We start from the raw sequence: 25582 nt of genomic DNA on the forward strand, positions 1-25582 counted from the left end.
GCAAAGCTAAAAAAATCGCATTTCTCCGGCAATCACTATTACTAGGTATATAAAAAAGCATCAATACCTAGATATAGGTATTATATATACGAGATAGAAAAACATTATAACTAAAAAATCCGCAACATTTGTTACGGATTCAACTATACCTTTAAAACATCGGGCCGCCCGGACCTCTGCCTCCACCACCCGGAGGGCCGTAACGCCTGCGTCCGCTATCGGACCCGTCCATATCACTACTCTTCGCTCCGCCCTTGAATGACTGGAAGCGAATAGTAAGACCCACCATGAAATAACTGCTGATGGTATTATATGTGCTATAAGTTAAAGTATTGGAATTATCATTGCGTGATATATTACTCTGGTCTTGCAATATATCATATATCTTGAATCGCAGGGTCGCAGGGAGATTGATAGCTCCGGACTCTCTCTTTATCTTTATATTAAATTCTTTAGCCAGCGAAGCGTTCCACAACCAGGAATTTTCCTGATAACCGCCGGCATACCCCGAATTAGAAAAATAGGTCAGATCACTTTCGAGGACAAAATTGTAGGGCAGATACCACGAAAAGTCACCCCCTCCGCCATAATTATAAATTTCCGTATTTTTAAGGGACTCGTCCTGACCGGAAGAAGACAACGAGTTCAGGGTCTTCTCGTAAGATATATTCCCACGTATATTGAACTGGAACTTATCGGAATTAAATTTCAATCCGAGATTTTCACCTATATTATAGGTATTAGCTGTGTTCTTTTGTGGGTCGCTGCCGTCATGTGCGGAAATAAATGTATTATCGCGGTTATAATTTCCGGATGTACGGGAATTGATTGAGAAGCGTTTGTTTCTCAACGGAGTGTTATACATAAACATGAGCCGTCCGGTCATATTCCCATCGATATTCTCATAGGTAGTGTTCCGGCTATTCCCTTCTCCGAAACGGGAAATACTCGCAATAGCATTTGTTGTGTATCTCACGTCGGCAAAACCCATTATGGTAGATGTCTTTTCCTGTATATATTTCTGATAACGTATATTCAGCCTGTGTTCAAAGCTCGGTTTCAAATTCGGATTACCCCGTGTAGTATCGGTTGCACTCTGGGAAAGAACCCCATCGAACAATTGGTCGGTAGAGGCCTGATTTGTTTGACCGCTATATCGAATTCGCAAATTATGGCGCTTATCCCACAGGTAATTAAATTCCAGTCTTGGAGCAAAATTCACAAAATTCCGGGCTCTGTCTTTATTTTCCTTCTCTCCGGGCTCTACGACCGAAGTCTGGGAACGGGATGGATTCAATTCCATACCTACAGTATAATTATACTTTTGCCTGCGGGCCTGAAAATTTAATGATATATTCTGATTCAGGAAGTCATTTTTTGTATTACGTGTATAATCTTCCGCAATAACTGTATATTTCCCGGAAGCATCCTTTTCGTATGTCTTCTTGTCCGTTTCGGAATGGGTATTCCTTATGTCATAAGCCAGTTCAAGGAAATTATTCCGGCCTATTGGCTCCAGATAAGAAAGACGGGCACGCCAGTTATAATTATTATTTTTCTGATTATAGACCTGATCCTGAATACTTGTCGAATCTCTATTGAAGTAATTGGTTTTCGAATATGTTATACCATCGGTATCTCCATCCGATAATCCACCGGATAGTTCTACGGTAACAGAACGCCCCTTGCTATTCAGCTTCCGGTTTATTAACAGATTCCCATCCAGCCGGAGCGTATGTCCATCCGAAGAAGATTCGGAATCGGTCAAAAAGTTATCATTGGGTCTGGAAACGCTCGTACGCTCCGAATAACCCATCGAAAACTGATTTGATTTGGAATAAGAAATATTGGGACGGAATATAATATTAGTAAGACTGTCGGGTGTCCATTCAAACTTGAATCGTCCGTTCATATTTTTATTTATACTGTTCTGTGCCGAGGTCTTGTCTTCAAGCACATCACTGCGCTTATACGATGTATTACTGGTTGTTTCCACAGTATTATCTGTCCCCCGGTACTGAACATCCCCGTCATACTTAAATTTTTTGGAAGGCTCCATAGCAACATTCACCCCACCCATTGTAGTCTCAGTGAGTCCTCTGTTGTTTCCCCAGCCACGTCCGCCGCCGCCACCGCCGGCATTGTTATTATTATTGAAATTGCCCAATGCCGAAAGACGGTTGTCCCCCCTGGCTATATTGACAAATCCGTTTGCTTCGTAGCGGTCTTTGTTCCCGTATCCTCCCGATACAGTACCCATGATTCCTTCTTTCATCCCTTGTTTTACTACCAGATTTATCACAGTTTGTTCTTCTCCGTCATCAAAACCTGTAATCTGAGCCATATCCGATTTTTGGTCCAGTACCTGCAACTTCTCTACCATCTTAGCCGGTAAATTCTCGGATGCGGTCTTAGGGTCTTCACTGAAAAACTCTTTTCCATCTACAAGAATTTTAGATATATCTTTTCCGTTCACGGTTATTTTACCTTCCGAGTCTATCTCCGCTCCGGGTATCTTCTTTATCAGGTCTCCCAACACCGCGCTTTCCTGTACTTTATAAGCCGCTGCATTATATTCTGTCGTATCCCCTTTTATAATTATTTCAGGTGCTTTGGCTTCTACTGTGGCTTCACTCAGCAAAATGCCGTCCTCTTTCAGATATACATTACCTATTGCAGTTTTTGTCCTTGTATTCACCGGGAAATATTGCTCAAGATACCCTAAGAACGAAACATGTACCAGATAGTTTCCCGGTTTTACGGCTACACTGAATTTACCTTTTGCATTTGTAGCGGCACCTGTCACATAAGCACTGTCCTTTGCGTTCAGCACGCGGATACTCGCCAATTCAATTTCTTCTTTCGTACCGTCGTCAAATACGGTTCCTGTTATATTTACTGTCTGGGATTGCGCACTCAATTGAAAAAATATGCACAAAAAGAGAAGCAGGGGAATATTCCTTTTCATTGTTTCCTTAAGTCTAATTTTTATTTACCTGACATGTCAGACTTGATTAATTAGAAAAGGTTTAATTTCAATTTGCTTTTTTAATAAAAAAACGGGGAATATTATATTTTTTGTATTATTCCTTTTAAATTCTTTTACAAAAGATAAAAAAAGCCTGCACCATTCCTTTCTAAAAAAGCGTTATATTTGTGTTTTATATTATTACAAAAAATTAAAGAGATAAAGAGTTCTCGACTCACTTCACCATATGGCTAAAAAAACAGTCCAAAAAAAGAAAAACTCCGGTAAAGGTGCTCAATTTTTAGAGTTTATAAAAAAAGAACGTACCAGATTCCTGCTAGGTGTATGCCTGGCATTTATCGGAGCGTATATAATACTCGGTCAGATATCGTTTTTCATCACCGGAGCAGCCGACCAAAGCAAAGTAGTAAACAGGTACTTCATCGATCTTATATCCCATAAGCAGCAGATAGCCAACTGGACAGGCGTCGCCGGGGCTTTTATCGCCGAGAAATTCATAAACCAGTGGTTTGGCATATTTTCATTGCTTATCCCGGTCTACTTTATACTGATGGGACTAAAAATGATGCGGGTAATAAACATATCTGCGATCCGCACATTCCTGCTCCTGGCCTTCGCTATGATCTGGGGCTCTATAACAAGTGCCTTTACCTTGTCCCGTATCTTTGCCGACAGCCATATTATATGGGGAGGCGCTCATGGACAGTATATAGAACAAACTTTAGAGGCCGCGCTGGGAATACCCGGAGTGCTGATGATTATCGTCTTGCTCCTGATCATATTTCTTATTATCACAAAAAAAGCGTCCATGGAGTTCTTCCGAGGATTGTTTAGAAACCCATTAAAAAACAATTCGGCTCAGGACACAGATCCCGAGCTTGAAAATTTCTATGAAGAAGAAATAGAGGAAGAAGTACCTGCGAAAGAAAAGAAAAGCTGGTTCAGCTTCTTTAAACGGAAGAAGGCGGACAAAGATATCGAAGAAGAGGACAATAAAGATACTCCTGAAGAGGATATGGGAATATCTCCGGCAGGAAATACAAAGACAAGAAAAACTCCGACGACATTAAAAGTGGATCAGGATTTCGAAATTGTTGTGCCGAAAGATGAAGAATTTATCCAACCCGTAAGAAATACAGATGCGCCGCCGAAACAGACCGTACCGGTTTCACCCGTTCCTGACGGAGAAACGGACATACTGCCGGAAGGTGAGGAGATGGAAGATTACGATCCTACCAAAGACCTGTCCAGCTTCCACTTTCCATCTACCGAACTGCTGAAAGTATATGACACCACAGGCAAAGGTGTGGATATGGAAGAACAGAATGCCAATAAGAGCAAGATTATAACTACCCTGCAAAATTACGGCATAGAAATTACTTCTATCAAAGCAACCGTAGGACCTACAATCACATTATATGAGATAGTACCGAAAGCAGGAGTGCGGATTTCCAAAATCCGTAATCTGGAAGACGATATCGCACTGAGCCTATCAGCCCTGGGTATTCGCATCATAGCTCCTATGCCGGGCAAGGGGACAATCGGAATAGAAGTACCGAACAAAGATCCGCAAATCGTATCCATGCAATCGGTGATAGCCTCGCGCAGATTTCAGGAATGCGCTTACGACCTGCCTGTTGCTTTGGGCAAGACGATCACAAACGAAATATTCATGTTCGACCTTTGCAAAATGCCGCACTTACTGGTTGCAGGAGCTACAGGACAAGGAAAATCGGTAGGACTGAATGCCATCATCACATCATTGCTTTACAAGAAACATCCGGCCGAAATGAAAATGGTGCTGGTAGACCCTAAGATGGTGGAATTCAATATCTATTCAACAATAGAAAAGCATTATCTGGCAAAACTGCCGGATGCAGAAAAGGCGATCATCACGGATGTAAGCAAAGTAACCCAGACACTCAATTCTCTTACAAAGGAGATGGACGACCGTTACGAATTGCTGATGAATGCCGGAGTGCGTAACATAAAAGAGTATAACGAAAAATTCCGTAAGCGCCGTCTGAACCCGTTGAAAGGGCATCGCTTCCTGCCGTATCTCGTCATCATCATAGACGAGTTTGGCGACCTGATTATGACCGCCGGAAAAGAAATAGAAATGCCTATCGCCCGTATAGCACAGAAAGCACGTGCAGTAGGTATGCATATGGTCATTGCCACACAACGCCCGACTACAAACATCATCACAGGTACGATAAAGGCAAACTTCCCTGCCCGTATGGCATTCCGTGTAACATCGCAGATAGACTCACGTACGATTCTGGATATGTCCGGCGCAAACCAGCTGATAGGACGGGGAGACTTACTCTTCTCACAGGGTAGTGATCTGGTCCGTATCCAATGCGCCTTTGTAGACACCCCGGAGGTAGAGGGAATAGCCCAGTATATCGGGAACCAGCAGGGATATTCGCATGCGTTCGAGCTGCCTGAATATGTGGGTGAAGGCGGAGAAGATAAGATCGGCAATATCGATCTTAACGACCGCGACCCGTTGTTCGACGAGGCCGCGCGCCTGATAGTTGTACACCAGCAGGGTTCAACCTCACTTATTCAACGTAAATTCTCTATCGGATACAACCGTGCCGGACGCCTCATGGACCAGCTTGAAGCAGCAGGTATCGTCGGTCCAACGCAAGGAAGTAAGGCCCGTGATGTACTGATCGCCGATGAATACAGCCTGGAACAGAAATTGAACGCATTTAATTAGATAATTATACCAATAAAAATTACCGCAATGTTTTTCCCGGCCACAAGTAAGGGCCAATTGAAAATCGGTGGAGCCAATAAACATTCGCCCGTAATAAAAGAAATGATGCAATATTTTTTCCATTACCCAATATAATTTACCTTTGTAGAATCATTTCTCTAATCAAGATCAGCTATGGCTATACTATATCAGGCGGAAGAGGTAAAACTACCTTCGATAAAAAAGCGGGAGACTACCAACTGGATAAAATCGGTGGCCGCTTCCTACGGGAAAGCGGTGGGAGACATTTCTTTTATTTTTTGTTCCGACGAGAAAATCCTGGAAATAAACAACCAGTATCTGCAACATGATTATTATACTGACATAATTACATTCGACTATAGCGAAGGCGGAACTATTTCCGGCGATATATTCATAAGCCTGGATACAGTAAAGAGTAATGCCGAACAATTCGGGACAAATTACAACGAAGAGATTCACCGGATTATAATCCACGGCATCTTACATCTGTGCGGAATCAACGACAAAGGTCCGGGAGAACGTGAATTTATGACCGGATGTGAAAATATAGCGCTTAAAATGCTGGAGAAATAAAGTCATGCAAAAATATCTCAGTAAACTATACTACATCGTTCCCATCTGTTGCCTGTTTCCATTCTTTTCAGCCCCCCTGGCCTTGTTTACCGGAATCCTGCTTGCCATCTTCTATAAAGGGAAAGAAGTTGTGAAAACCGGGAAATTAACAAAATACCTGCTACAGGCTTCAATCGTATGCATGGGTTTTTCTATGTCGGTACACGATGTCGTGCAAACAGGAAAAACAGGATTTATGATTACAGTTGTCTCCGTCGCAGTGACAATGGTTTGCGGTATCGCTTTGGGGAAATTTTTCCAGGTACAGAAAAATACATCCATGCTCATTTCGGGAGGGACCGCTATCTGCGGAGGAAGTGCCATAGCAGCGATAGCTCCCGTATTAGGTGCAAAAAACAATGAAATAAGTTTCTCCCTGGCTGTTATATTCGTATTGAATGCAGTCGGACTATTCATTTTCCCAGTGATCGGACATTTATTGCAGATGGACCAGACCCATTTCGGTTATTGGGCAGCCATAGCTATCCACGATACCAGTTCGGTAGTCGGAGCCTGCTCCGCGTACGGAGAGCAAGCCCTTCAGGTAGGGACTACGGTGAAACTTACCCGTACTCTGTGGATTATTCCTTTGGCATTGTGCATAGCATTCTTCAACAAGAACAAAGCATCTAAAATTAATATACCCTGGTTCATTTTTTTATTTGTAATAGCTATCATTATAGGTAATTACATTCCGGGAATGGCTGAGACAAACGGACATCTGAGCTGGCTTGGCAAGAAGGGAATGATGGTTTCCCTGTTTTTCATAGGAACGTCCATAAACATGAAAGAGGTAAAGGAAACCGGTGTGAACACATTTTTGCTGGGTATTATCCTATGGATTATAATAGCCGTTCTTTCTTATTGCTGGATTCGCTTCGTCTTCTAAAAATGCAAAAGGGCAAATCTGTCCAGATTCACCCTTTCCATAGCTATTTGCAAGTAGCTGTTGCAAAAGACTTCCCCAATAATAAATTGTAATTGTAAGTAAGCTAAGTCTTGCGGGAAAAGTATCTTTGCCTAATAAACCTAACGTATATCGAATTCTCCGATAGCAATATTTATTCCAGCTGCATCTGATAAAGTAATGGTATATCTACCGCTATTCCATCCGGAGGTATTTATTTTCACTTTAGTATTGTCACTATCCGGTGTAAACTGACGTAAATAAACCGGCATTCCTGCATTATCAACAATCTTGATATTCAGCTTTCCGTAAACGAACAGATTAACCTTTAAGCCAAAATTACTCTGATAAATCTGTACAGGTTTAAACAGAGACACAGACTTGCCGGCATCCGCCACTCTTGGCCTATTTGATCCCGTGAGAATCTTCACTGCAATTTCCCAGTCAACATCATCATCATTCACACTTAGAATGTAATAACGATTCTTACTATTGAACGAATACATATATGTGTTTATAATAAATGAAACAACCAATACCCAAAAAAACAAATAGATTTTTTTCATCGCTGTAAGGAATTTCTGAAGGTTGCTTATCTCTGTTGTCTGATACAAAACTAATGGATGAAATAAACAAATGCAATGTTTTTTCAAACTATATAGATTTTTACAAGTCCTGTTTTATGTATATAATTATAAATATGTAGATTACATTATTAAATATATAAATTTATATAGATTTTTTCTTAGAAAAATTATATCTAAATACTTGCTTAGTTACCATTTTTTCATTAACTATGAAGTCAATTTCAGAAAATATCCCCCTAATGATTCAAATTATGTATAAAAATATTGGGCTCATTCTGGCATCATGCATTATGTTTTCATCCTGTAATCTGAACGAACATAAAACAGATGAAATACTAAGCCGTGTGGAAATTCTTATAGAGCAGAATCCGGGTGAGGCGCTACAAATACTAAACAATGAGATAGATGTCAAAAAACTGGATAAAGATGCTTACAATAAATATATCCTGCTGCATATACAGGCTAAAGACAAGGCATTCGAAGATATAACCAACGATACGTTAATTTTTGCGACAAAGAAGTATTACGAAGAAAAGGGCGATGAGGAAAATATAGCAATGGCTTCCCTGTACAGCGGATATGTTTCAGCCGCACGAGGAGATATGCAAAAGGCCATGACTACTTACTTAAACGCAGAAGTGCATGCCAAAGAAGGCAACAACAGTGCCCTCAAAGGGTTGATAGAATTTTACATCGGAGATCTTTACTGGGAACAACTTCTGAACGATGAGGCTATCTTCAGATACAGGCAGGCTATCTCGCATTTCAATAAAGCGGGAAAATATAAGAATGAAATTATAGCGTATGATAAAATAGGCTCCAATTTACTCATGAAAGGTGAAATAGACAGCAGTTTCCACTATTATAACAAAGGCTTGTCCCTGGCCAAAATACATAGCGATTCCATAGAACAGGCTTTTATCATACGCAATATGGGTTTTGCACTCGGCAGCATTGGTGAACAAAATCAGGCCAGAACATACTTCAGGCACTCTATACCTTATTTAAATAATAATGAAGAGATAGCAAAGAATTATCTTAACATGGCATATTCGTTCGATGACGAGCAAAATAAAGACTCAACCCTGTTTTATATCAACAAATCGCTTAAACTATTAGAAGGCCGGGACAATTATTCCCTAAAGTTAATCATCTACCAATTATTAGCTAAAACAGAAGAAAAAGAAAATAACTATCAACAAGCCTTAACCAATTATAAAGAATACGCAGGGCTATTGAAGAAAATGCTTAAAAATACGAATAACCGTATCATTCTGGATGTCCAGAAAAAGTATGACTTTGAGTTGTTGCAGAACGAAAACAACAGGCTTCTGATCCAACGGCAAACAGCTTTCCTCGTTATATTACTGTTATTTATCATTATTCTGGCAATGAGTTTGATCTTTTACCGGAAGAGAGCTAAGGACAAAGCTGCACTGGCAGTTGCACAGGAAAGGATACTCCAGATGCAGGAAATGGCCGACAACATTGATGAGAAAGAAAGCTCATTCAGAAAAGTTCTATTTCAGCATTTCGATATCTTCAAGAAGGTAGCCCTGCTTAAAGTTGAATTAAAAGGAGAGGAAAAGAAACATGGCCAGAAATTATTGAAGAAAGTAAACGAAATAGTTTACAATCAGGAAGGCCTGGATTGGAGCCGGTTATTTGATATAATGAACCAGTTATATAAAGGTGTCCCGAACACAATACGCAAGAAATACCCTCAACTCGATGAAATTGAAACCCGGATATGCTGCCTTGAATATGCCGGACTCAGTAATAATGAAATCGCTATCATATTAGAATTCAGCGTCAATACCATCCAGATGAAAAAGTCTGTTATCCGTAAAAAACTGGAAATAGAAGGCTATGGAAATATCGTCGAATTTTTCCACAAAAACTTAAACTAACAAATTATATGATATTTTATAGCAGATAATGACTCAGTAAATAAACTTTGTCGTAACTTTGCGTGTCAGGTTTCAAAATATCTTGACAAAAGGATTGTTTTAAACCCTAATCACATATTTTATCGATGAAAAGGCTGCATTTTGATATTTTAATAACCTACCCCATATACTTTTAATATAACACGTAAAAAGATAAATTGTTTATACATCTAAAAAAACTAATCATAAAATCTAAATAAGTCTCTTAAACTAATATTCTGAATGAATAAAATTGTAGACAAAGAGTATTTCTCTGAAAATGTAGTAAAATTTGAGGTGGAAGCACCTCTGATAGCACGAAGTCGTAAAGCCGGACACTTTGTAATTGTGCGGGTAGGCGAAAAAGGAGAGCGTATTCCTCTCACAATTGCCGCCTCCGATGTGGCCAAGGGTACAATAACAATCGTGATACAGGCCGTAGGGGCATCATCCAAAAAGATTTGCGACCTCAACATTGGTGATTATATCACAGACGTTGTGGGTCCCCTGGGGCAGGCTACCCATATTGAAAACTACGGCACAGTGATATGCGCCGGCGGTGGCGTTGGTATTGCTCCTATGTTACCTATCATAGAAGCAATGAAAAAGGCCGGTAATAAAGTCATTTCAGTTTTAGCCGCACGGACAAAAGACCTGGTAATTCTTGAAAAACAGGTTGCCGAGTATTCTGATGAAGTAATTGTTATGACAGACGATGGATCGTACGGATACAAGGGATTAATTACAAATGGCATTGAGATGGTAGTCAATCGGGAAAAAGTAGACCTCTGTGTTACCATCGGACCAGCTATCATGATGAAATTCGTATCACTTCTCACTCAAAAATATAATATACCTACAATGGCCTCCCTGAACACTATTATGGTAGACGGAACGGGGATGTGCGGAGCATGCCGTGTAACAGTAGGAGGTAAGACCAAGTTTGTATGTGTCGATGGCCCTGAATTCAATGCTCACGAAGTTGATTTCGACGAAATGTTAATGAGGCTGAAAGCATACAATTAAGTATTAAGTAAAAAGTGGAAAGGGCTAAGAAGGACTGACTTCTTTCATTTCAACTCCGTTACTTACTACACATTACTTAAAAACTTATAACTAAAAAAATGACAGAACAAGAAAATATACAGGCAAGACGTAGCGAACCCTGGAGAGACGAACTACGCAGAGGGATGAAGGCCAAAGAGCGTGGTGAAAGGCCGCGTGTGCACATGCCCGAACTGGACGCCGAATACAGAAGCCATTCATTGAAAGAAGAAGTTAATCTGGGATTAACAAAGGAACAGGCAATGTTTGAAGCCGCCCGCTGCCTAGATTGCGCCAACCCTACATGTATGGAAGGTTGCCCGGTTAATATCCAGATACCTTCATTTGTCAAAAATATAGAGTGTGGCGAGTTCCTTGAGGCCGCCAAGGTGCTGAAAGAGACAAGTGCACTTCCTGCCGTTTGCGGACGTGTATGTCCTCAGGAAAAACAATGTGAAGCAAAATGCATCTATATACAGAAGATGAAAAAGGAACCTGTGGCTATCGGTTATTTAGAGCGGTTTGCAGCAGATTACGAGCGCGAAAGCGGACAAATGTCGCTACCTGAACTGGCTCCTGCTAACGGCATCAAGATTGCAGCAGTAGGATCAGGGCCGGCAGGGTTGGCTTTTGCCGGAGATATGGCAAAACTGGGATACGATGTCACTGTATTTGAAGCGCTGCACGAGATTGGAGGCGTTTTGAAATATGGTATTCCTGAATTCCGTTTACCTAATGAGATAGTAGATGTAGAAATAAACGTCCTTCGCAAAATGGGTGTAAAATTCGTCAATAATTGTATCGTGGGTAAAACCATTTCCCGCGAAGACCTTTTAAATGACGGATTCAAAGGTATATTCGCTGCCAGTGGCGCAGGGCTGCCTAACTTTATGAATATTCCGGGAGAGAACCTTATCGGCGTGATGTCATGCAACGAGTTCCTTACCCGTGTAAACCTTATGGATGCCTCAAATCCGGAAAGTGACACTCCTGTGCAAATGGGCAAGAAAGTTGCTGTCATAGGAGCCGGGAACACAGCAATGGACGCCGTACGTACAGCGAAACGCTTAGGCGCCGAAAAGGCATATATTGTATATCGTCGTTCGGAAGAAGAGATGCCTGCACGTATCGAAGAAGTGAAACATGCCAAGGAAGAAGGAATAATATTCCATACTTTACACAATCCGCTCAGATACGAAGGGGACGAAAACGGACGGGTACAACGCATGCTGCTTCAAAAAATGGAGCTGGGTGAGCCTGATGCGTCCGGACGCCGTAAACCGGTCGCAATTGAAGGCGCAACCGAATGGTTCGATGTAGATCAGGTAATCGTCAGCGTGGGCGTTTCTCCTAATCCGTTAATTCCATCTACATTCAAAGGTCTTGAGGTTACCAAATGGGGTACAATCGTTGTAAATCAGGAAACCATGCAATCCGCCCTGCCGGAAGTATATGCAGGGGGAGATATTGTACGTGGAGGCGCCACTGTGATCCTTGCCATGGGCGACGGGCGTAAAGCTGCGGCAGCAATGGACAAAGCGTTAAGAAATTAAGCAAAATAGAAAATCAAAATAAAAGAGGTTATAAAGAAATTTATAATCTCTTTTTTATTTGTATACTACATTCTTTATTAGGGCAACCGCATGAAAATGTTTTTTTTGAAAAAGTTTATCTATATAGTAAGCATTAGCCTTTAGCTGTTAGCTTATAGCTCTTTGAAGTGTTGGATTTAGGATTTAAAAATTTGATGTTTAAGGATTCAATAATTAAAATGCGTAAAAGCTGTAACCTTTTTGGGAATAGTTACAAGTAGATAAGATACGAGATACCAGTTGTTAACTGATGACTGTTAACTGTTCACTGAAAAAACTGTTACTTTTGTTACTTTTTTTGAGATACGAGTAGACAAGATACGAGTGATGACTGATGATTATTCACTGTTAACTGGCGAGATGCTTTGCTCTGCTCAGCATGACAAGCTAATTATTAATTTTTCATTCTTAATTCTTAATTAGTTTCTGTTACCTTTGTTACTTTTTCAAACTACAGGTATACTGTAAGCTGAAATAAAAACAGATAGCAATTATCCTCTCTATTCACTACAGCCCCCTACAGATCAAAAAATAAGATTTATCAAGCAAAAAGACTGCTCACTTTTACCTTCTTTGTGCAACCTACATAGATAGCAGACAAAAAACGGAAAGATTACGCTTTTTTTATGACAAATTGATAATTTTAATAATTGTTTTATTCTTTTATTCAGATATAAAAACTTAAATTTGTAAGGCAATCAAAAGATTGATATACAGTTGATGAATTAACAGATTTTAGAGTATGCACAAGCCGTTCTATGCTACTCTTTTTCAATATAACTCTAAAAACAGATATGGGAAAAGAAATTAAATTTAGCCTAGTTTATCGTGACATGTGGCAGTCGTCCGGGAAATACCAGCCGCGTGTTGACCAGTTAACACAAATTGCACCTGTAATTATTGATATGGGCTGTTTCGCCCGTGTTGAAACAAACGGAGGAGCTTTCGAACAAGTGAACCTGCTTTACGGCGAAAATCCGAACAGAGCGGTTCGCGAATGGACTGCACCATTCAACAAAGTGGGAATACAGACTCACATGCTCGAGCGCGGACTGAATGCCCTACGCATGTATCCTGTCCCGAAAGACGTACGTAGCCTGATGTTTAAGGTAAAACACGCTCAGGGCACAAACATTTCCCGCTCTTTTGACGGGCTAAATGATCCCCGCAATCTGGAATTGTCGGTAAAATATGCAAAAGAAGCAGGGATGATCTCCCAGACGGCGCTTTGTATCACACATTCCCCGATTCACACTGTTGACTACTATGTAAATTTCGCCGATAAACTGATAGATTTCGGTGCTGACGAAATTTGCCTCAAAGATATGGCCGGAGTAGGACGCCCTGCTTTTCTCGGCAAACTTGTAAAAGCTTTAAAGGACAGACACCCGAATACCCCTATCGAATACCACGGACATACAGGACCCGGATTTTCCGTAGCTTCTATGCTCGAAGTTGCAAGAGCGGGAGCTGATTATCTGGATACTGCTATCGAACCCTTAGCATGGGGAATGGTGCATCCTGACGTTATTACAATACAGGCTATGCTGAAAGACGCTGGCTTCTCTGTTCCTGATATCAATATGAACGCGTATATGGAGGCCCGTGCTTTGACCCAGTCTTTCATCGACGACTTCTTAGGATACTGGATCGACCCTTCAAACAAGTTCCTGAATTCTCTGCTTGTAGGCTGTGGACTTCCGGGTGGTATGATGGGTTCCATGATGGCTGACCTTCGCGGCATGCATTCAGCTATCAACATGGCGCTCCGCAACAATGGCAAGGCAGAAGTAACACTCAACGACCTAGTCGTTCAGCTATTCGAGGAAGTAGAATATATCTGGCCTAAACTTGGTTATCCTCCATTAGTAACTCCATTCAGCCAATACGTGAAGAATATCGCGCTGATGAATATCTTCGCGATGGCTCAGGGACAACCTCGTTTCTCTAATATTGACAAAGACAGCTGGAACATGATACTTGGTAAAACCGGTACACTTCCGGGCAAACTGGATGATGAAATCATAGCTCTTGCCAAAGCCAAAAATCTTGAATTCTATACCGGTAATCCTCAGGACGAATACCCTGATGCACTGGATACATACCGCAAAGAAATGGACGATAACGGATGGGACTACGGTCAGGATGATGAAGAGTTATTCGAGCTTGCGATGCACGACCGCCAATACCGTGACTACAAATCCGGTCTGGCTAAAGAACGTTTCAATGAGGACCTGGAAAAACAAAAGGAGAAAGCCGGTGCCCCTATTATCGTTACACGCCAGGTGATTGAAGTGCCTGCATTCGACGCGGAAGCTATCCAGGCGAAATATCCTGATGCAAAACCAATCCAATCTACTGTAAGCGGCCAGGTAATCTGGCAGGTGGATGTAGACGATGTATCCACTGCTCCTGTTATCGGTACAGAAGTAAAAGAAGGTGATGTTGTTTGTTTCGTTCAGACTTACTATGGTATAGAAGAAGTGAAGGCTCTCTCTTCCGGTAAGATTCTCCAGATAGAAACCAAACAAGGTGCAAAGGTTCAAAAGAATCAGGTATTAGCATACATTGACTAATATTTCCTAACTATATCGAAAAAGGAGTTTTATAACAATAGAGCTCCTTTTCCGCATTTATATCACATATTTAATTAAATCAAACAGCGATGAAGAAAGTATTACTTTGTCTGTCATTCTTTGTTTTGGCATTATCAAACATACAATGCCAAAACAAAGAGGATTCTTTAAATGGCAAATCTGACAACAAATATACCATTTTACTGACCGGAGCCTCTTTTGCCTCATCTAACAACGGTTGGTTCGAACTGGCTTGCAAACAGCTGAATGCAAAACCGATCAATACTGCTATAGGAGGAACAGCAATAGCCGATGCCGCAAACCGGATGGTAAACGGGACATTATATACCAAAGAAGAACTTGAGGACATAGACGCATTTGTAATCATGCATGTTCACGACGAAAATGTAGCCGATACCGCCGGACTCAAACAAAATTACGAAGATTATCCCGTTCCGTTCGACCGCTCAAACTACGCGGCAGCATACGATTATGTGATAAAACGGTATATTACAGAATGCTATAATCTGAAATTCGATAAGAGTTCCAAATACTACGGCTCAAAGAGCGGTAAGCCTGCTGTGATCGTCATGTGCACCCATTGGCACGATGCCCGCACCATATTCAATCCGGCTATCCGGAAACTGGGAGAAAGATGGGGCTTTCCTATTGTAGAATTCGACAAATACATCGGCTTTTCCGGAAATCATCTGCATCCTGTTACCGGGAAGCAATACAGTATATTGTACGCCCATAACAATGAGGTGGTCAAAGGTGAAGAATTTGGCTGGCATCCCTACGAAGGGCAAGATGAATATATCCAGCAACGTATGGCGGCCATTTTTACCGAGTTGATGGAAAAAGTTTTACCTTTGAAGCCATAATGCTTTACTATAAGGAATATATAACCGCAGCCTCACTGATAGGTGTATGGAAAATAGAAGAGACGAGGGAGGAACTCCTATCGGCTTTGTCTCATCACAACTGGATTGACAACATACAATCCATCAAATCCGAATCCCGCGTATTGGAAATACTATCTGCCCGGCTACTGATCAAAGAACTGGCAGGTGAAGAGAAACAGGTATATTATAACCCGTCAGGAAAACCTTACCTGACAGACAAGTCATTCCATATAAGCGTATCCCATACCAGAAAATTCGTTGCCGTCGCCATCAATAAGGAAAAGCCGATAGGACTCGATATAGAACAGATATCCGATAAGATAAGGCGGGTACAGAGCCGCGTCATAGGCAAAGGTGAATATATAGATAAGAATAACGAACTGGTACATCTCCTCCTGCACTGGTCAGCCAAAGAAGCTATGTTCAAATTTCTGGACGCGGACAGTATTGACTTCAGGGAGCATCTCTTTGTCGGAAATTTTATCCCCGTACAGAAAGGCATATTCGAAGCATCGGAATACCGTACAGGTTCAGGGCATCAGTTCAAAGCCTATTATAAAGTAGAACCGGACTTTGTTATGGTTTGCCTGGAGGAACAGAACTGATCCCCCAGACTATATTTCCTTATTTTAGCAGGAAGTTGAAATCATCCTTCCCGGTTAATTCCTCCGGTTCCTGACCATATCTGAATATACGGGCCGACCTTTTTCCTATCAGTTTCAATACATCCCCTTCAAGGTTAAGCATTGTACCCTCACGTAAGCCTACGACATATACATCCTGATTTTCGGTAATAAACTCATTAATACGCACCTCCCGGGTCTCTCCACCGTGATTGGATGGGTGATCGTCCAGATAGTGAGGGTTGATCTGGAAGGGTACTAAATTAGCTACATCAAAACCTTTAGGGTCGATAATAGGCATATCATTCGTCGTGCGCAATGTAGGACAAGCTACATTCGAACCTGCGCTCCACCCGATATACGGAGTTCCACCCTTTACCTTTTTATGGATGAGGTCAATCAATCCGTTATCACGCATCATACGAACGAGCTTCCATGTGTTCCCTCCGCCAACTATAATAGCTTCAGCTTCTTCCACAGCTTTCTTCGGATCATCGAAATGATGGATACCAACCACACTGTGTCCTATTTCCTTGAAGCGGTCATTCACTTTTTCTTCGTATTCATTATACGAAAAAGTCACTGCCGCATAGGGAATAAACAATGCCTTTACCGGTTTCTCACCCAAAAATTCTTTGATATTGTACTTCGGATAATCCAGATAAGCTTCTCCGGGATTGGTCGAATTGCTGATTAATAGTAATCTCATAATAATAACGTTTTCCACAAATATACGAAACTATTTAAACTTACAGAAGGCATCAGCCGTTTTTCGAATCCCCGGCCATCTAAGAAGTTGGAGTTAATAAAAAGTTGACAAAGTTGACATATATTTCAGTAAACAGTAAGCAGTATCGTGGTTTGTCATGCTGAGAGAAACGAAGCATCCCGTCAGAGAGTAGTTAACAACCTGTCTCTCGTATCTTTCTCCAAAAAGGTAACAGATATGTCAGTAAGCAGTAAACAGTCAACTAATTTATAACTCGTAACTGCCCGCAAGGCGAAGAAATAACATTCGCCGAAGCGAAGGCGAGGCAAACTCGTAACTGTTAAAAGGCAACAAAAGTAACAGTCTTTTCAGCCTTTGTGCCCTTTGTGATTTCCTTCGTGTACTTAGTGGTTGAAAACTCTTTACCACAAGGAGCATAAAGATTTACACAAAGAACACTATATAAAAAGTAACAAAGGTAACAGAAATATCAGTTAACAGTCATCAGTCAATAACTCGTAAGATGTAAAACTTTGTGCCTTTGCGTCTTTGCGTGAAACAAAACAAAACGCCTGCCAACTTGTAACTCGTAACTGCCCGCAGGGCGAAGTAACTCGTAACTACTTTAATCAGCACTTCAAAGAACTATAAGCTAACAGCCAAAGGCTATTAGCTCTAATTATATAGATAAAGTAAATGGAAATTGATATAGAAAGAGATAACAATCAATAGAGTAGAAAAAATATCATTTCCCCTTCTTCCAGTTTTCATAATCCGTAATAAACCCGCGGCACATCCAGTTTGCCAAAGCCTGACGGTTATTCGGGTCTAAAAATCTCCGCTGGTCGAAACTGTTTTGAATATTGCCCAGTTCGGCGTAAATGCCCACAGGTGTCGTCTTATCCAACACAAAGAGACTGCGCTCACCAACCGTCCCTGTAAAGCCCCGGCTTGGCTGATGCTTATCGTAATGGCTTTCGAAGGTGGTTCTCATTGTATTCGCCAGTTTTTTACCGCCGCTGCTTTTGGGTGCCCAGTAAAAAAAGACATCCAGTTGCTCCTTCTGGCTACGGCTGTCTACATGGATAAAAACAGCCCTTTTATATTTCTCTTTCGTCCTTTTCGCCAGACTGTTTATCTTATCACTCCGTTGCTGTAATCTTTTCACCTGATTGAGAGGGATTACTTCACCCATACAGGTTTCGCGGTCACTGTTCGAAAGATATCTGTCGTCCCGGATGCCATCCAGCGCATCCTGTATGATCATATGCACCGTCGCTCCCTCTTCGAGCAGGGTGCGGGCAAGCCGCAGGGTTATATCGTAGGCATATTCATCTTCGTGAAGCTCATAACCATCCACCTTGCCGATAGCTCCGGGATCAGGACCGCCATGTCCGCTCGAAAGATAGAAGCAGGTACCTTTCAGTTTATTCGATTTGATTGTATATTCCTGATACTTGTTCCCGAATAACTTATTTATCTTTGTCTTGCTGTCTTGTTTATCTGCGGCAGGCTTATCCTGGGCTTCCGTATTCCGCTTGCCGGATAATGGAGGGAGCGTATATGCGACGCCCAATAAAAGAGAGTTGTTCCGTCCGAATTTACCTTTATTCAGCTCCAGAAACTGCTCGTATTGCCCACTGCCCGTACGTTTATTCCGCTTGAGGAATAAATGGATACCTTCTCCGTTGCGCGGTGTATCTTTATCACTCTGAGCAGAAACGCTAATGCCTGAAATTGAAAACAGGAAAAGTAGTATAATGAAAATCCGATTCATAGGCTCTAATTCATAAAAACATTTAATGATGTATTCTAAAACAGCCACAGTTTATTGCTGCTATACTTAGAGAATCAATAAATAGGTCTGCGATCTTAAGCTGCCGTGTAAAGTAATAATAGCCCCTTCACCAAGGCTTCCGCAAATATATGCAGATTCATATAAAAATCAAAAACCGGTACCCTTTCGGATACCGGTTTTCTATAATATTAAGAATTGACTTCTTATTTTTTGCGTTGAACGCGTTTCCAACCATAAACAGCCTTGTCGCCAAGTTCTTCTTCGATACGAAGAAGCTGGTTGTATTTAGCCATACGGTCTGTGCGGCTAAGAGAACCGGTTTTGATCTGTCCTGAGTTAGTAGCAACGGCGATGTCTGCGATAGTAGCATCTTCAGTTTCACCCGAACGGTGAGAAGTTACGCTTGTATATCCTGCACGGTGAGCCATTTCGATAGCATCCAATGTTTCGGAAAGTGTACCGATTTGGTTTACTTTGATAAGGATAGAGTTAGCACATCCGCTTTCGATACCTTTTTGAAGGAAGTCAACATTAGTTACGAACAAGTCGTCACCTACAAGCTGAACTTTGTCGCCGATAGCATCTGTAAGCTTTTTCCAGCCGTCCCAGTCGCTTTCGTCCATACCGTCTTCGATAGAGTCGATAGGGTATTTTTCAGTCAGTTCTTTCAGGAATTTAACCTGGTCGGCAATTTTGCGTTTTGCCCCGCCTTTTCCTTCAAATTTGCTATAGTCATACACCTTAGTTTCTCTGTTGAAGAATTCAGAAGCAGCACAGTCAAGAGCGATAGTGATGTCTTTTCCTGCTTTATAACCTGCATCCTTAATGGCTTTAAGGATAGAATCCAGCGCGTCTTCTGTTCCGTTAAGAGCAGGAGCGAAACCACCTTCATCACCCACTGCTGTGCTAAGGCCACGGTCGTGAAGCACTTTTTTCAGTGAGTGGAAAACTTCAGCACCCATTCTCAAACCTTCTTTGAATGATTTTGCACCTACAGGGCGGATCATAAATTCCTGAAATGCGATAGGAGCATCAGAGTGAGAACCTCCATTGATGATGTTCATCATCGGTACAGGCAGTGTATAAGTGTTGGTACCACCGATATAGCGATACAAAGGAAGTTCAAGATAGTTAGCCGCAGCTTTGGCTACAGCAAGAGAAACACCAAGAATAGCGTTAGCGCCAAGTTTAGATTTGGTTTTAGTTCCGTCCAGCTTAAGCATTTTGCTGTCGATTCCCCTTTGGTCAAGAGAAGATTCGCCCAGTAAGGCAGGAGCTATTATTTTGTTTACATTATCTACAGCTTTAGTTACCCCTTTACCTCCATAACGTTTTTTATCACCATCGCGAAGTTCCAAAGCTTCATTTTCTCCCGTTGAAGCACCTGATGGTACAGCAGCGCGGCCAAGGATACCGCATTCAAGGGTTACATCAACTTCAATTGTAGGATTTCCTCTTGAATCCAAGATTTCACGTGCGAAAATTTTCTCGATTCTCATTGTTTTTATTTGTTTAAAAATGAATAATGTATTTCGTTTTTTCGTTTGTTAGAGTCTGTTTAAATTTGACCCACAAAATTAGTCTTTTTTCTTGTATTTAAAGAACTAATAAGATGGAATTTATAGGTTTTGTGTTTTTTTAAACACCATCATTCATTAACTATACCGATAAAATAGACGCTTCATAATGCCGGTATCTTCTTTTTAAATGATTTTTGCCAGAGACCTTATTATCCATCCGCTATTAGCACTGATTTATCAAATATGTTTTATAACTTGCATTTATTTTATTTCATGCTGTTTATTTTTAACCAACTAAAACACTATTACTATGCTACCTGCTAATTATCAGCAACTAAAAGACGAATTATCGAAAACACTCCCTGTCAAACGCATTATCACAAATCCGTTGCAATTATTAGCTTACGGAACAGATGCGAGCTTTTACCGTCTGATTCCGAAAATAGTAGTACAAGTACATACCGAAGAGGAAGCTGTGGAGGTAATCCGCCAAACCGGACGTCTGAATCTTCCCGTAACATACCGGGCAGCAGGCACAAGCCTTTCCGGACAGGCAATTTCCGATTCCGTACTTATGGTAGCGACTCACGAATGGCGCAAATATACCATCCTGGACGATGACGGCATGAAGATCAGGCTGCAACCCGGAATCACAGGGGCAAGGGCAAATATATACCTGCAACCGTTCGGTCGAAAGATCGGCCCCGACCCCGCGTCGATAAATGCAGCGATGATTGGGGGAATAGCCGCCAACAACGCCAGCGGGATGTGTTGCGGCACGGCCCAGAACTCATATAAAACAATTGCCGACATCCGTATTGTACTCTACGATGGCACCATTCTCGATACATCCGACGAGGAGAGCAAAAAGGCATTCAAAGCAAAGCACCCCGGCATAATAAAGGAAATAGAACAGTTAAGAGACGATATTAAATCCGATACTGTTTTGGACGAACGTATCAGGCGTAAATTCAAGATTAAAAATACAACCGGTTACAGCATCAATGCTCTGGTAGACTATCAAGACCCTTTCGATATCATCAAACACCTGATGATAGGCTCGGAAGGGACACTCGCTTTTATATCCGATATTACCTATCATACCGTTACCGACGAGAAGTACAAGGCTTGTGCCCTGATGATATTCGAAACCATCGAACTGGCGTGTGAAGCTGTTCCGCTTTTGCGTGAAAGCCCTGTTTCAGCAGTTGAATTACTGGATAGGGATTCTATCCGCTCGGTAGAAGACGATCCCGATGCTCCGGATTATTTCCGTACAATGCCCGAAACCGCTTGCGTGCTGCTGGTAGAAATACAGGCGAACGAAAAAGCAGATATGGATGCCAGAGAAACCGCTGTACGCAAAGCTGTGGAAACGATCCCTACGATACAACCATACAGATTTACTTCCGACCCGAAAGAATATAATTTCAACTGGAAAGCCCGTAAAGGCCTGCTGTCTTCTGTCGGCGGCCTGCGCAAAACAGGGACAACCTGCATCATAGAGGACGTCGCTTTTCCTGTACCCCGTCTCGCGGAAGCATGTATTGCCCTGAAAGCCCTGTTCAAAAAATATGAATACCATGACGCGGTCCTTTTCGGACATGCGCTGGAAGGCAATCTGCACCTGAATTTCTCACAGGATTTCAGTACGCCGAGCGAAGTGCAACGCTATGCCGATATGATGGACGAACTGGCCGATATTGTTGTCAACAAGTTTGACGGCTCACTCAAAGCCGAGCATGGAACAGGCCGTAATATGGCCCCTTTTGTGGAAAAAGAATGGGGCGAAGCCGCCTACAAGATAATGCTCCGCATAAAGAAAATATTCGACCCTTACCACCTCATCAACCCGGGTGTGGTGATCAATGAGAATCCGAAGATACATCTCGAGAACCTGAAACCTTTGCCTGCCGTAAACGAAATTGTAGACAAGTGTATGGAATGCGGCTTCTGCGAACCTAACTGTGTCGCCGAAGGCCTGACCCTGTCGCCCCGTCAGCGCATTGTCATCGCCAGGGAGATTTCAAGGCTGAAAATACAGGGAGAAAATCCGGCACGGCTGAAGCAGATGTTGCACGACGCAAAATATTATTCGGACGAAACCTGTGCAACCGATGGCCTTTGCGGGCTGGTATGCCCTGTAAAGATAGATACGGGTAAGTTCATAAAAGACCTGCGACATAATGAGGCATCAGGCACAGCCAAAAGTATCGCTTCATATATAGGTAATCGTATGGCAGGAACCACCTCTCTGATGCGGGGCGGACTCAATTTCGTACATGCTTTCCATACTATATTGGGAGATACGCTGATGGGAGGCATCGCATCAGCAATGAGAACCGCATCCTTCAAGACCATTCCCAAATGGAACAAGGATATGCCAAGGGGCGCGCACAAGATAAAAGACTCTGTAGTCAACGAGGGACAAGCCGATAAAGTCGTTTATTTTCCATCCTGTATCAATCGATCGATGGGTAAATCGAACGGCTATGAGAAAGGGGATGTGGAACTTACTCAAAAGACCAAAGAGTTACTCCAGCGAGCAGGCTTTACCATCATCTATCCCGAAGGCATCAACCATCTGTGCTGCGGCATGGCTTTCAGCAGTAAAGGACTGAAAGAGGAAGGCTCACGTAAATCGAAGGAACTCGAAGACGCATTATATAAAGCATCCGAAGGAGGTAAATATCCGGTGCTGTTCGATATGAGCCCGTGTTTCTATACTTTCCATGAAGCCTATACGAATAAAGATCTGAAGATATATGATCCTATAGAGTTTATGATCGACTTTGTAATGCCTAAGCTACAAGTTAATAACCCACGGGAAGCAGTAACTGTATTTCCGGTCTGCTCTGTTAAGAAAATCGGCATGGAACAAAAGTTGCAGCAACTTGCTAAAATGTGCTCGAAAGAGGTCGCCTTTGTAGAAAGTAACTGCTGCGGATTTGCCGGAGACAGAGGCTTTACTTATCCCGAACTGAACAAGCACGGGTTAAGGCATCTATCCGAACAGGTTCCTGCCGTCTGCAAAGACGGGTATTCTACCAGCCGCACCTGCGAAATAGGAATGAGTGAATACAGCGACATCAATTTTAAATCTATTTTTTATCTGATAGACGAAGTGACAAGGTGAAATTTTATTAAAACTTGACAAATCTGACATGTTTTTTAATATTTCGGGTTGCCATCCTTTTAGATTTCGTGCATCTTCTTTCTTTCGCGAGTTTCGACACCAAGGATGCCGTGATATCCCCGGCCGATTTTCTTTTGCTGCATATCAGACCGTCACTTAAAATTACGTCTATTTTCGAGGCCTCGATTCTATCGGTGTGCGGTCGTGGCATCTCCGCATTCACTCCATCTCCAATCACTTCCTCTAAAACGACACGGCTGTCTTCAGAAACATGCTCCACTTCCTTCTTCACGGGAAGTCTGGAGAGGCTTTTCTTATCGTTACGTTCCAGCAGCATCTTTATTGTACGCAGGTCGGGGGCACACTCTTTTTTTGTAATTACTTTCGATTTAAACACCAATTCTCCGGGATTATTCACATCCGGTACATATACATCTTTTTCTTCAACAGTCATATAACCTTCCAGTTTTTTCTTCAACGAAACATGCACCATCGTCATCAATGCTTCATCGCGCCTATGAGTGGCATCCTCTATTTCCTTCCTGAACTCAGGTTTGCTATCCATCCAGCTATAAAAAGCCTGTCTGCTAAATCCCAGAGCCTTACATATCTGGGTAGTTGTATAAAACTCTTCTTCGAGAAGAAAGACTACCTTTTCCACTAATTCTTCGCTATACTTTGCCATACCTTAAATATTTAAGAGTTATAAATTATGAAGGTGTATCGACAGGAAGTAATTGTTCTTCATCAACTGCCCTTCATGTACTATTTTTAGTATAGATAAATGAATTCGGATTTAATAATGTGAGAGGTTTATTGTTTCTTCAATTCATCCCAAGCTTTTTTTGTGTTATCAATATATTTTCTACTATGACTTGGACTATTTAATTTAAAATCTATTAAAATATCAGAACTATCATTACAAAAAATTTCAGCCCATTTTGCAGAGAACCTAAATAAATTCATATTCAAACACTCATATATCCCATTTTTTAAAGGGGTCTTTATTTCTTTATATAGCAATAAAACCTTTTCAAAGTTCCCTGAATCCTTAAGATATTCATCTTCAATATCAGGATTACCCTTCGATAGTTTTATTGTTTTTTCTAAATAATGCTCAAATGTATGATGTACAACAATCCCAATGTATTGCAATTCCTCTTGGATTAAATAGGCGTTTGTAATAGCTTCTCCACACATCACATTTTTCAATTTACTATTTGGTTGCCCTATAAAAGCATATCCATGTGCAACTCCTCCTTTTATAGGTATTCTGCGTATCAATGCGTGATGAAAAAAACAAGAAACAGCATAAGTAAATAATCTCCACGATGTTAAACTTTCATCTTTAGTGTACATAAATATACTATCTGAAAATATCCTAAACTGAACTATATCTTTAACATTCTCATCTTCTACAAATGGGCTGTTTTTATCTCCGTCTAAATAATTTACTAAAGTTTCCAATTGTTCAACAGCATGACGTGTTCCTTTTTGAAGCATATTTTTGAAGCCCAGAATATCAAAAAAAGCAACATAACGGCGTATAGTATATTTTTCTATCTGTGTCTGTTTCTCGTTTTTATCTCCACCTTTTTGCCCTTTCTCCTTTTCCGTTTTATCCATAGAATAATTAGATTTAATTTAAGTTACCCAAATATACAAAATATAAACCAATTTAAATTAACAATTGGGTAGAAGAAACGGTATTAATTCCCGTTTCGACCTCTCAAACCACCATACGTGCCATTCAGCAAAGCGTAGCGGAGTCAATGACAAAATACGGATACAGATAGTTTCTTTCTTTACTTAATGAAATTGAGCTTACGCGAGTGTGAGCAGTCGCAACTTTGACGGCAAACGCCCGTTTGACTATGAAAATATCTGATGCGATGCTCGCTCAAAAA

17 protein-coding genes are annotated in these 25582 nt (G+C 41.5%); 10 read left to right on the forward strand and 7 right to left on the reverse strand.

Annotated features, from left to right (window positions below; genetic code table 11):
* Nucleotides 1–151: 151 nt before the first annotated feature.
* Nucleotides 152–2968 (reverse strand): TonB-dependent receptor, encoded by a 2817-nt coding sequence (locus tag ACFO6W_RS13865; protein WP_379997413.1) that lies wholly within the window; start codon nucleotides 2966–2968, stop codon nucleotides 152–154.
* Between the two features lie 247 nt (nucleotides 2969–3215).
* Between ACFO6W_RS13865 and ACFO6W_RS13870 the strand changes: the two genes are divergently transcribed.
* The 3 genes from ACFO6W_RS13870 to ACFO6W_RS13880 all read left to right on the forward strand — a co-directional run bounded on the left by ACFO6W_RS13870 (nucleotide 3216) and on the right by ACFO6W_RS13880 (nucleotide 7239).
* On the forward strand, nucleotides 3216–5717 hold the full coding sequence (locus tag ACFO6W_RS13870) for an FtsK/SpoIIIE family DNA translocase (protein WP_379997415.1): 2502 nt from the start codon (nucleotides 3216–3218) through the stop codon (nucleotides 5715–5717).
* A 174-nt stretch (nucleotides 5718–5891) separates the two neighbouring features.
* Entirely contained in the window at nucleotides 5892–6311 is a 420-nt protein-coding gene (gene ybeY / locus ACFO6W_RS13875) for an rRNA maturation RNase YbeY (protein ID WP_379997417.1), read from the forward strand.
* A 4-nt stretch (nucleotides 6312–6315) separates the two neighbouring features.
* Nucleotides 6316–7239 (forward strand): YeiH family protein, encoded by a 924-nt coding sequence (locus ACFO6W_RS13880; protein WP_379997419.1) that lies wholly within the window; start codon nucleotides 6316–6318, stop codon nucleotides 7237–7239.
* Nucleotides 7240–7379: 140 nt separating this feature from the next.
* Here the strand turns inward: ACFO6W_RS13880 and ACFO6W_RS13885 are convergent, their stop codons facing one another.
* Nucleotides 7380–7823, reverse strand: a complete 444-nt coding sequence (locus ACFO6W_RS13885; protein ID WP_379997421.1) for a hypothetical protein — start codon at nucleotides 7821–7823, stop codon at nucleotides 7380–7382.
* A 272-nt stretch (nucleotides 7824–8095) separates the two neighbouring features.
* On the opposite strand from ACFO6W_RS13885, the gene ACFO6W_RS13890 reads away from it, so the two are divergent.
* The 6 genes from ACFO6W_RS13890 to ACFO6W_RS13915 all read left to right on the forward strand — a co-directional run bounded on the left by ACFO6W_RS13890 (nucleotide 8096) and on the right by ACFO6W_RS13915 (nucleotide 16494).
* Nucleotides 8096–9754 (forward strand): tetratricopeptide repeat protein, encoded by a 1659-nt coding sequence (locus ACFO6W_RS13890; protein WP_379997423.1) that lies wholly within the window; start codon nucleotides 8096–8098, stop codon nucleotides 9752–9754.
* Between the two features lie 261 nt (nucleotides 9755–10015).
* Nucleotides 10016–10798, forward strand: a complete 783-nt coding sequence (locus tag ACFO6W_RS13895) for a sulfide/dihydroorotate dehydrogenase-like FAD/NAD-binding protein (protein WP_379997425.1) — start codon at nucleotides 10016–10018, stop codon at nucleotides 10796–10798.
* Nucleotides 10799–10896: 98 nt separating this feature from the next.
* Nucleotides 10897–12369, forward strand: a complete 1473-nt coding sequence (gene gltA / locus ACFO6W_RS13900) for an NADPH-dependent glutamate synthase (RefSeq protein ID WP_379997427.1) — start codon at nucleotides 10897–10899, stop codon at nucleotides 12367–12369.
* An 833-nt stretch (nucleotides 12370–13202) separates the two neighbouring features.
* On the forward strand, nucleotides 13203–14984 hold the full coding sequence (locus tag ACFO6W_RS13905) for a biotin/lipoyl-containing protein (protein ID WP_379997429.1): 1782 nt from the start codon (nucleotides 13203–13205) through the stop codon (nucleotides 14982–14984).
* Between the two features lie 89 nt (nucleotides 14985–15073).
* On the forward strand, nucleotides 15074–15868 hold the full coding sequence (locus ACFO6W_RS13910) for a DUF5040 domain-containing protein (protein ID WP_379997431.1): 795 nt from the start codon (nucleotides 15074–15076) through the stop codon (nucleotides 15866–15868).
* Complete coding sequence (locus tag ACFO6W_RS13915; protein ID WP_379997433.1) at nucleotides 15868–16494, forward strand: 4'-phosphopantetheinyl transferase family protein; 627 nt, start codon at nucleotides 15868–15870, stop codon at nucleotides 16492–16494. Before ACFO6W_RS13910 ends, ACFO6W_RS13915 begins: the two co-directional genes overlap by 1 nt.
* Before the next feature lie 19 nt (nucleotides 16495–16513).
* Here ACFO6W_RS13915 and pepE read toward each other — a convergent pair whose 3' ends face one another.
* The 3 genes from pepE to eno form a co-directional block, all read right to left on the reverse strand.
* Nucleotides 16514–17221: a dipeptidase PepE gene (gene pepE / locus ACFO6W_RS13920; RefSeq protein ID WP_379997435.1), complete on the reverse strand. Its 708-nt coding sequence runs from the start codon at nucleotides 17219–17221 to the stop codon at nucleotides 16514–16516.
* Between the two features lie 745 nt (nucleotides 17222–17966).
* On the reverse strand, nucleotides 17967–18998 hold the full coding sequence (locus tag ACFO6W_RS13925) for an N-acetylmuramoyl-L-alanine amidase family protein (protein WP_379997437.1): 1032 nt from the start codon (nucleotides 18996–18998) through the stop codon (nucleotides 17967–17969).
* A gap of 224 nt (nucleotides 18999–19222) precedes the next feature.
* On the reverse strand, nucleotides 19223–20518 hold the full coding sequence (gene eno / locus ACFO6W_RS13930; RefSeq protein WP_006800140.1) for a phosphopyruvate hydratase: 1296 nt from the start codon (nucleotides 20516–20518) through the stop codon (nucleotides 19223–19225).
* Between the two features lie 331 nt (nucleotides 20519–20849).
* On the opposite strand from eno, the gene ACFO6W_RS13935 reads away from it, so the two are divergent.
* Complete coding sequence (locus tag ACFO6W_RS13935; RefSeq protein WP_379997439.1) at nucleotides 20850–23675, forward strand: FAD-binding and (Fe-S)-binding domain-containing protein; 2826 nt, start codon at nucleotides 20850–20852, stop codon at nucleotides 23673–23675.
* Between the two features lie 7 nt (nucleotides 23676–23682).
* Here the strand turns inward: ACFO6W_RS13935 and ACFO6W_RS13940 are convergent, their stop codons facing one another.
* Together ACFO6W_RS13940 and ACFO6W_RS13945 are read right to left on the reverse strand one after the other, a co-directional pair.
* Nucleotides 23683–24360, reverse strand: coding sequence for a hypothetical protein (locus ACFO6W_RS13940; RefSeq protein WP_379997441.1), 678 nt, complete (start codon nucleotides 24358–24360; stop codon nucleotides 23683–23685).
* A gap of 128 nt (nucleotides 24361–24488) precedes the next feature.
* Nucleotides 24489–25301 (reverse strand): hypothetical protein, encoded by an 813-nt coding sequence (locus ACFO6W_RS13945; protein ID WP_379997443.1) that lies wholly within the window; start codon nucleotides 25299–25301, stop codon nucleotides 24489–24491.
* Between the last annotated feature and the right edge of the window lie 281 nt (nucleotides 25302–25582).

Source organism: Dysgonomonas termitidis (genome assembly GCF_042654545.1).
Classification (GTDB): Bacteria; Bacteroidota; Bacteroidia; order Bacteroidales; family Dysgonomonadaceae; genus Dysgonomonas; species Dysgonomonas termitidis.

Coding starts and splice junctions, on each gene's coding strand:
- eno (WP_006800140.1), bottom strand. CDS start 20,518: ATGAGAATCGAGAAAATTTTCGCACGTGAAATCTTGGATTCAAGAGGA.
- ACFO6W_RS13885 (WP_379997421.1), bottom strand. CDS start 7,823: ATGAAAAAAATCTATTTGTTTTTTTGGGTATTGGTTGTTTCATTTATT.
- ACFO6W_RS13925 (WP_379997437.1), bottom strand. CDS start 18,998: ATGAATCGGATTTTCATTATACTACTTTTCCTGTTTTCAATTTCAGGC.
- ACFO6W_RS13905 (WP_379997429.1), top strand. CDS start 13,203: ATGGGAAAAGAAATTAAATTTAGCCTAGTTTATCGTGACATGTGGCAG.
- ACFO6W_RS13870 (WP_379997415.1), top strand. CDS start 3,216: ATGGCTAAAAAAACAGTCCAAAAAAAGAAAAACTCCGGTAAAGGTGCT.
- pepE (WP_379997435.1), bottom strand. CDS start 17,221: ATGAGATTACTATTAATCAGCAATTCGACCAATCCCGGAGAAGCTTAT.
- ybeY (WP_379997417.1), top strand. CDS start 5,892: ATGGCTATACTATATCAGGCGGAAGAGGTAAAACTACCTTCGATAAAA.
- ACFO6W_RS13890 (WP_379997423.1), top strand. CDS start 8,096: ATGTATAAAAATATTGGGCTCATTCTGGCATCATGCATTATGTTTTCA.
- ACFO6W_RS13865 (WP_379997413.1), bottom strand. CDS start 2,968: ATGAAAAGGAATATTCCCCTGCTTCTCTTTTTGTGCATATTTTTTCAA.
- ACFO6W_RS13945 (WP_379997443.1), bottom strand. CDS start 25,301: ATGGATAAAACGGAAAAGGAGAAAGGGCAAAAAGGTGGAGATAAAAAC.
- ACFO6W_RS13915 (WP_379997433.1), top strand. CDS start 15,868: ATGCTTTACTATAAGGAATATATAACCGCAGCCTCACTGATAGGTGTA.
- gltA (WP_379997427.1), top strand. CDS start 10,897: ATGACAGAACAAGAAAATATACAGGCAAGACGTAGCGAACCCTGGAGA.
- ACFO6W_RS13940 (WP_379997441.1), bottom strand. CDS start 24,360: ATGGCAAAGTATAGCGAAGAATTAGTGGAAAAGGTAGTCTTTCTTCTC.
- ACFO6W_RS13880 (WP_379997419.1), top strand. CDS start 6,316: ATGCAAAAATATCTCAGTAAACTATACTACATCGTTCCCATCTGTTGC.
- ACFO6W_RS13910 (WP_379997431.1), top strand. CDS start 15,074: ATGAAGAAAGTATTACTTTGTCTGTCATTCTTTGTTTTGGCATTATCA.
- ACFO6W_RS13895 (WP_379997425.1), top strand. CDS start 10,016: ATGAATAAAATTGTAGACAAAGAGTATTTCTCTGAAAATGTAGTAAAA.
- ACFO6W_RS13935 (WP_379997439.1), top strand. CDS start 20,850: ATGCTACCTGCTAATTATCAGCAACTAAAAGACGAATTATCGAAAACA.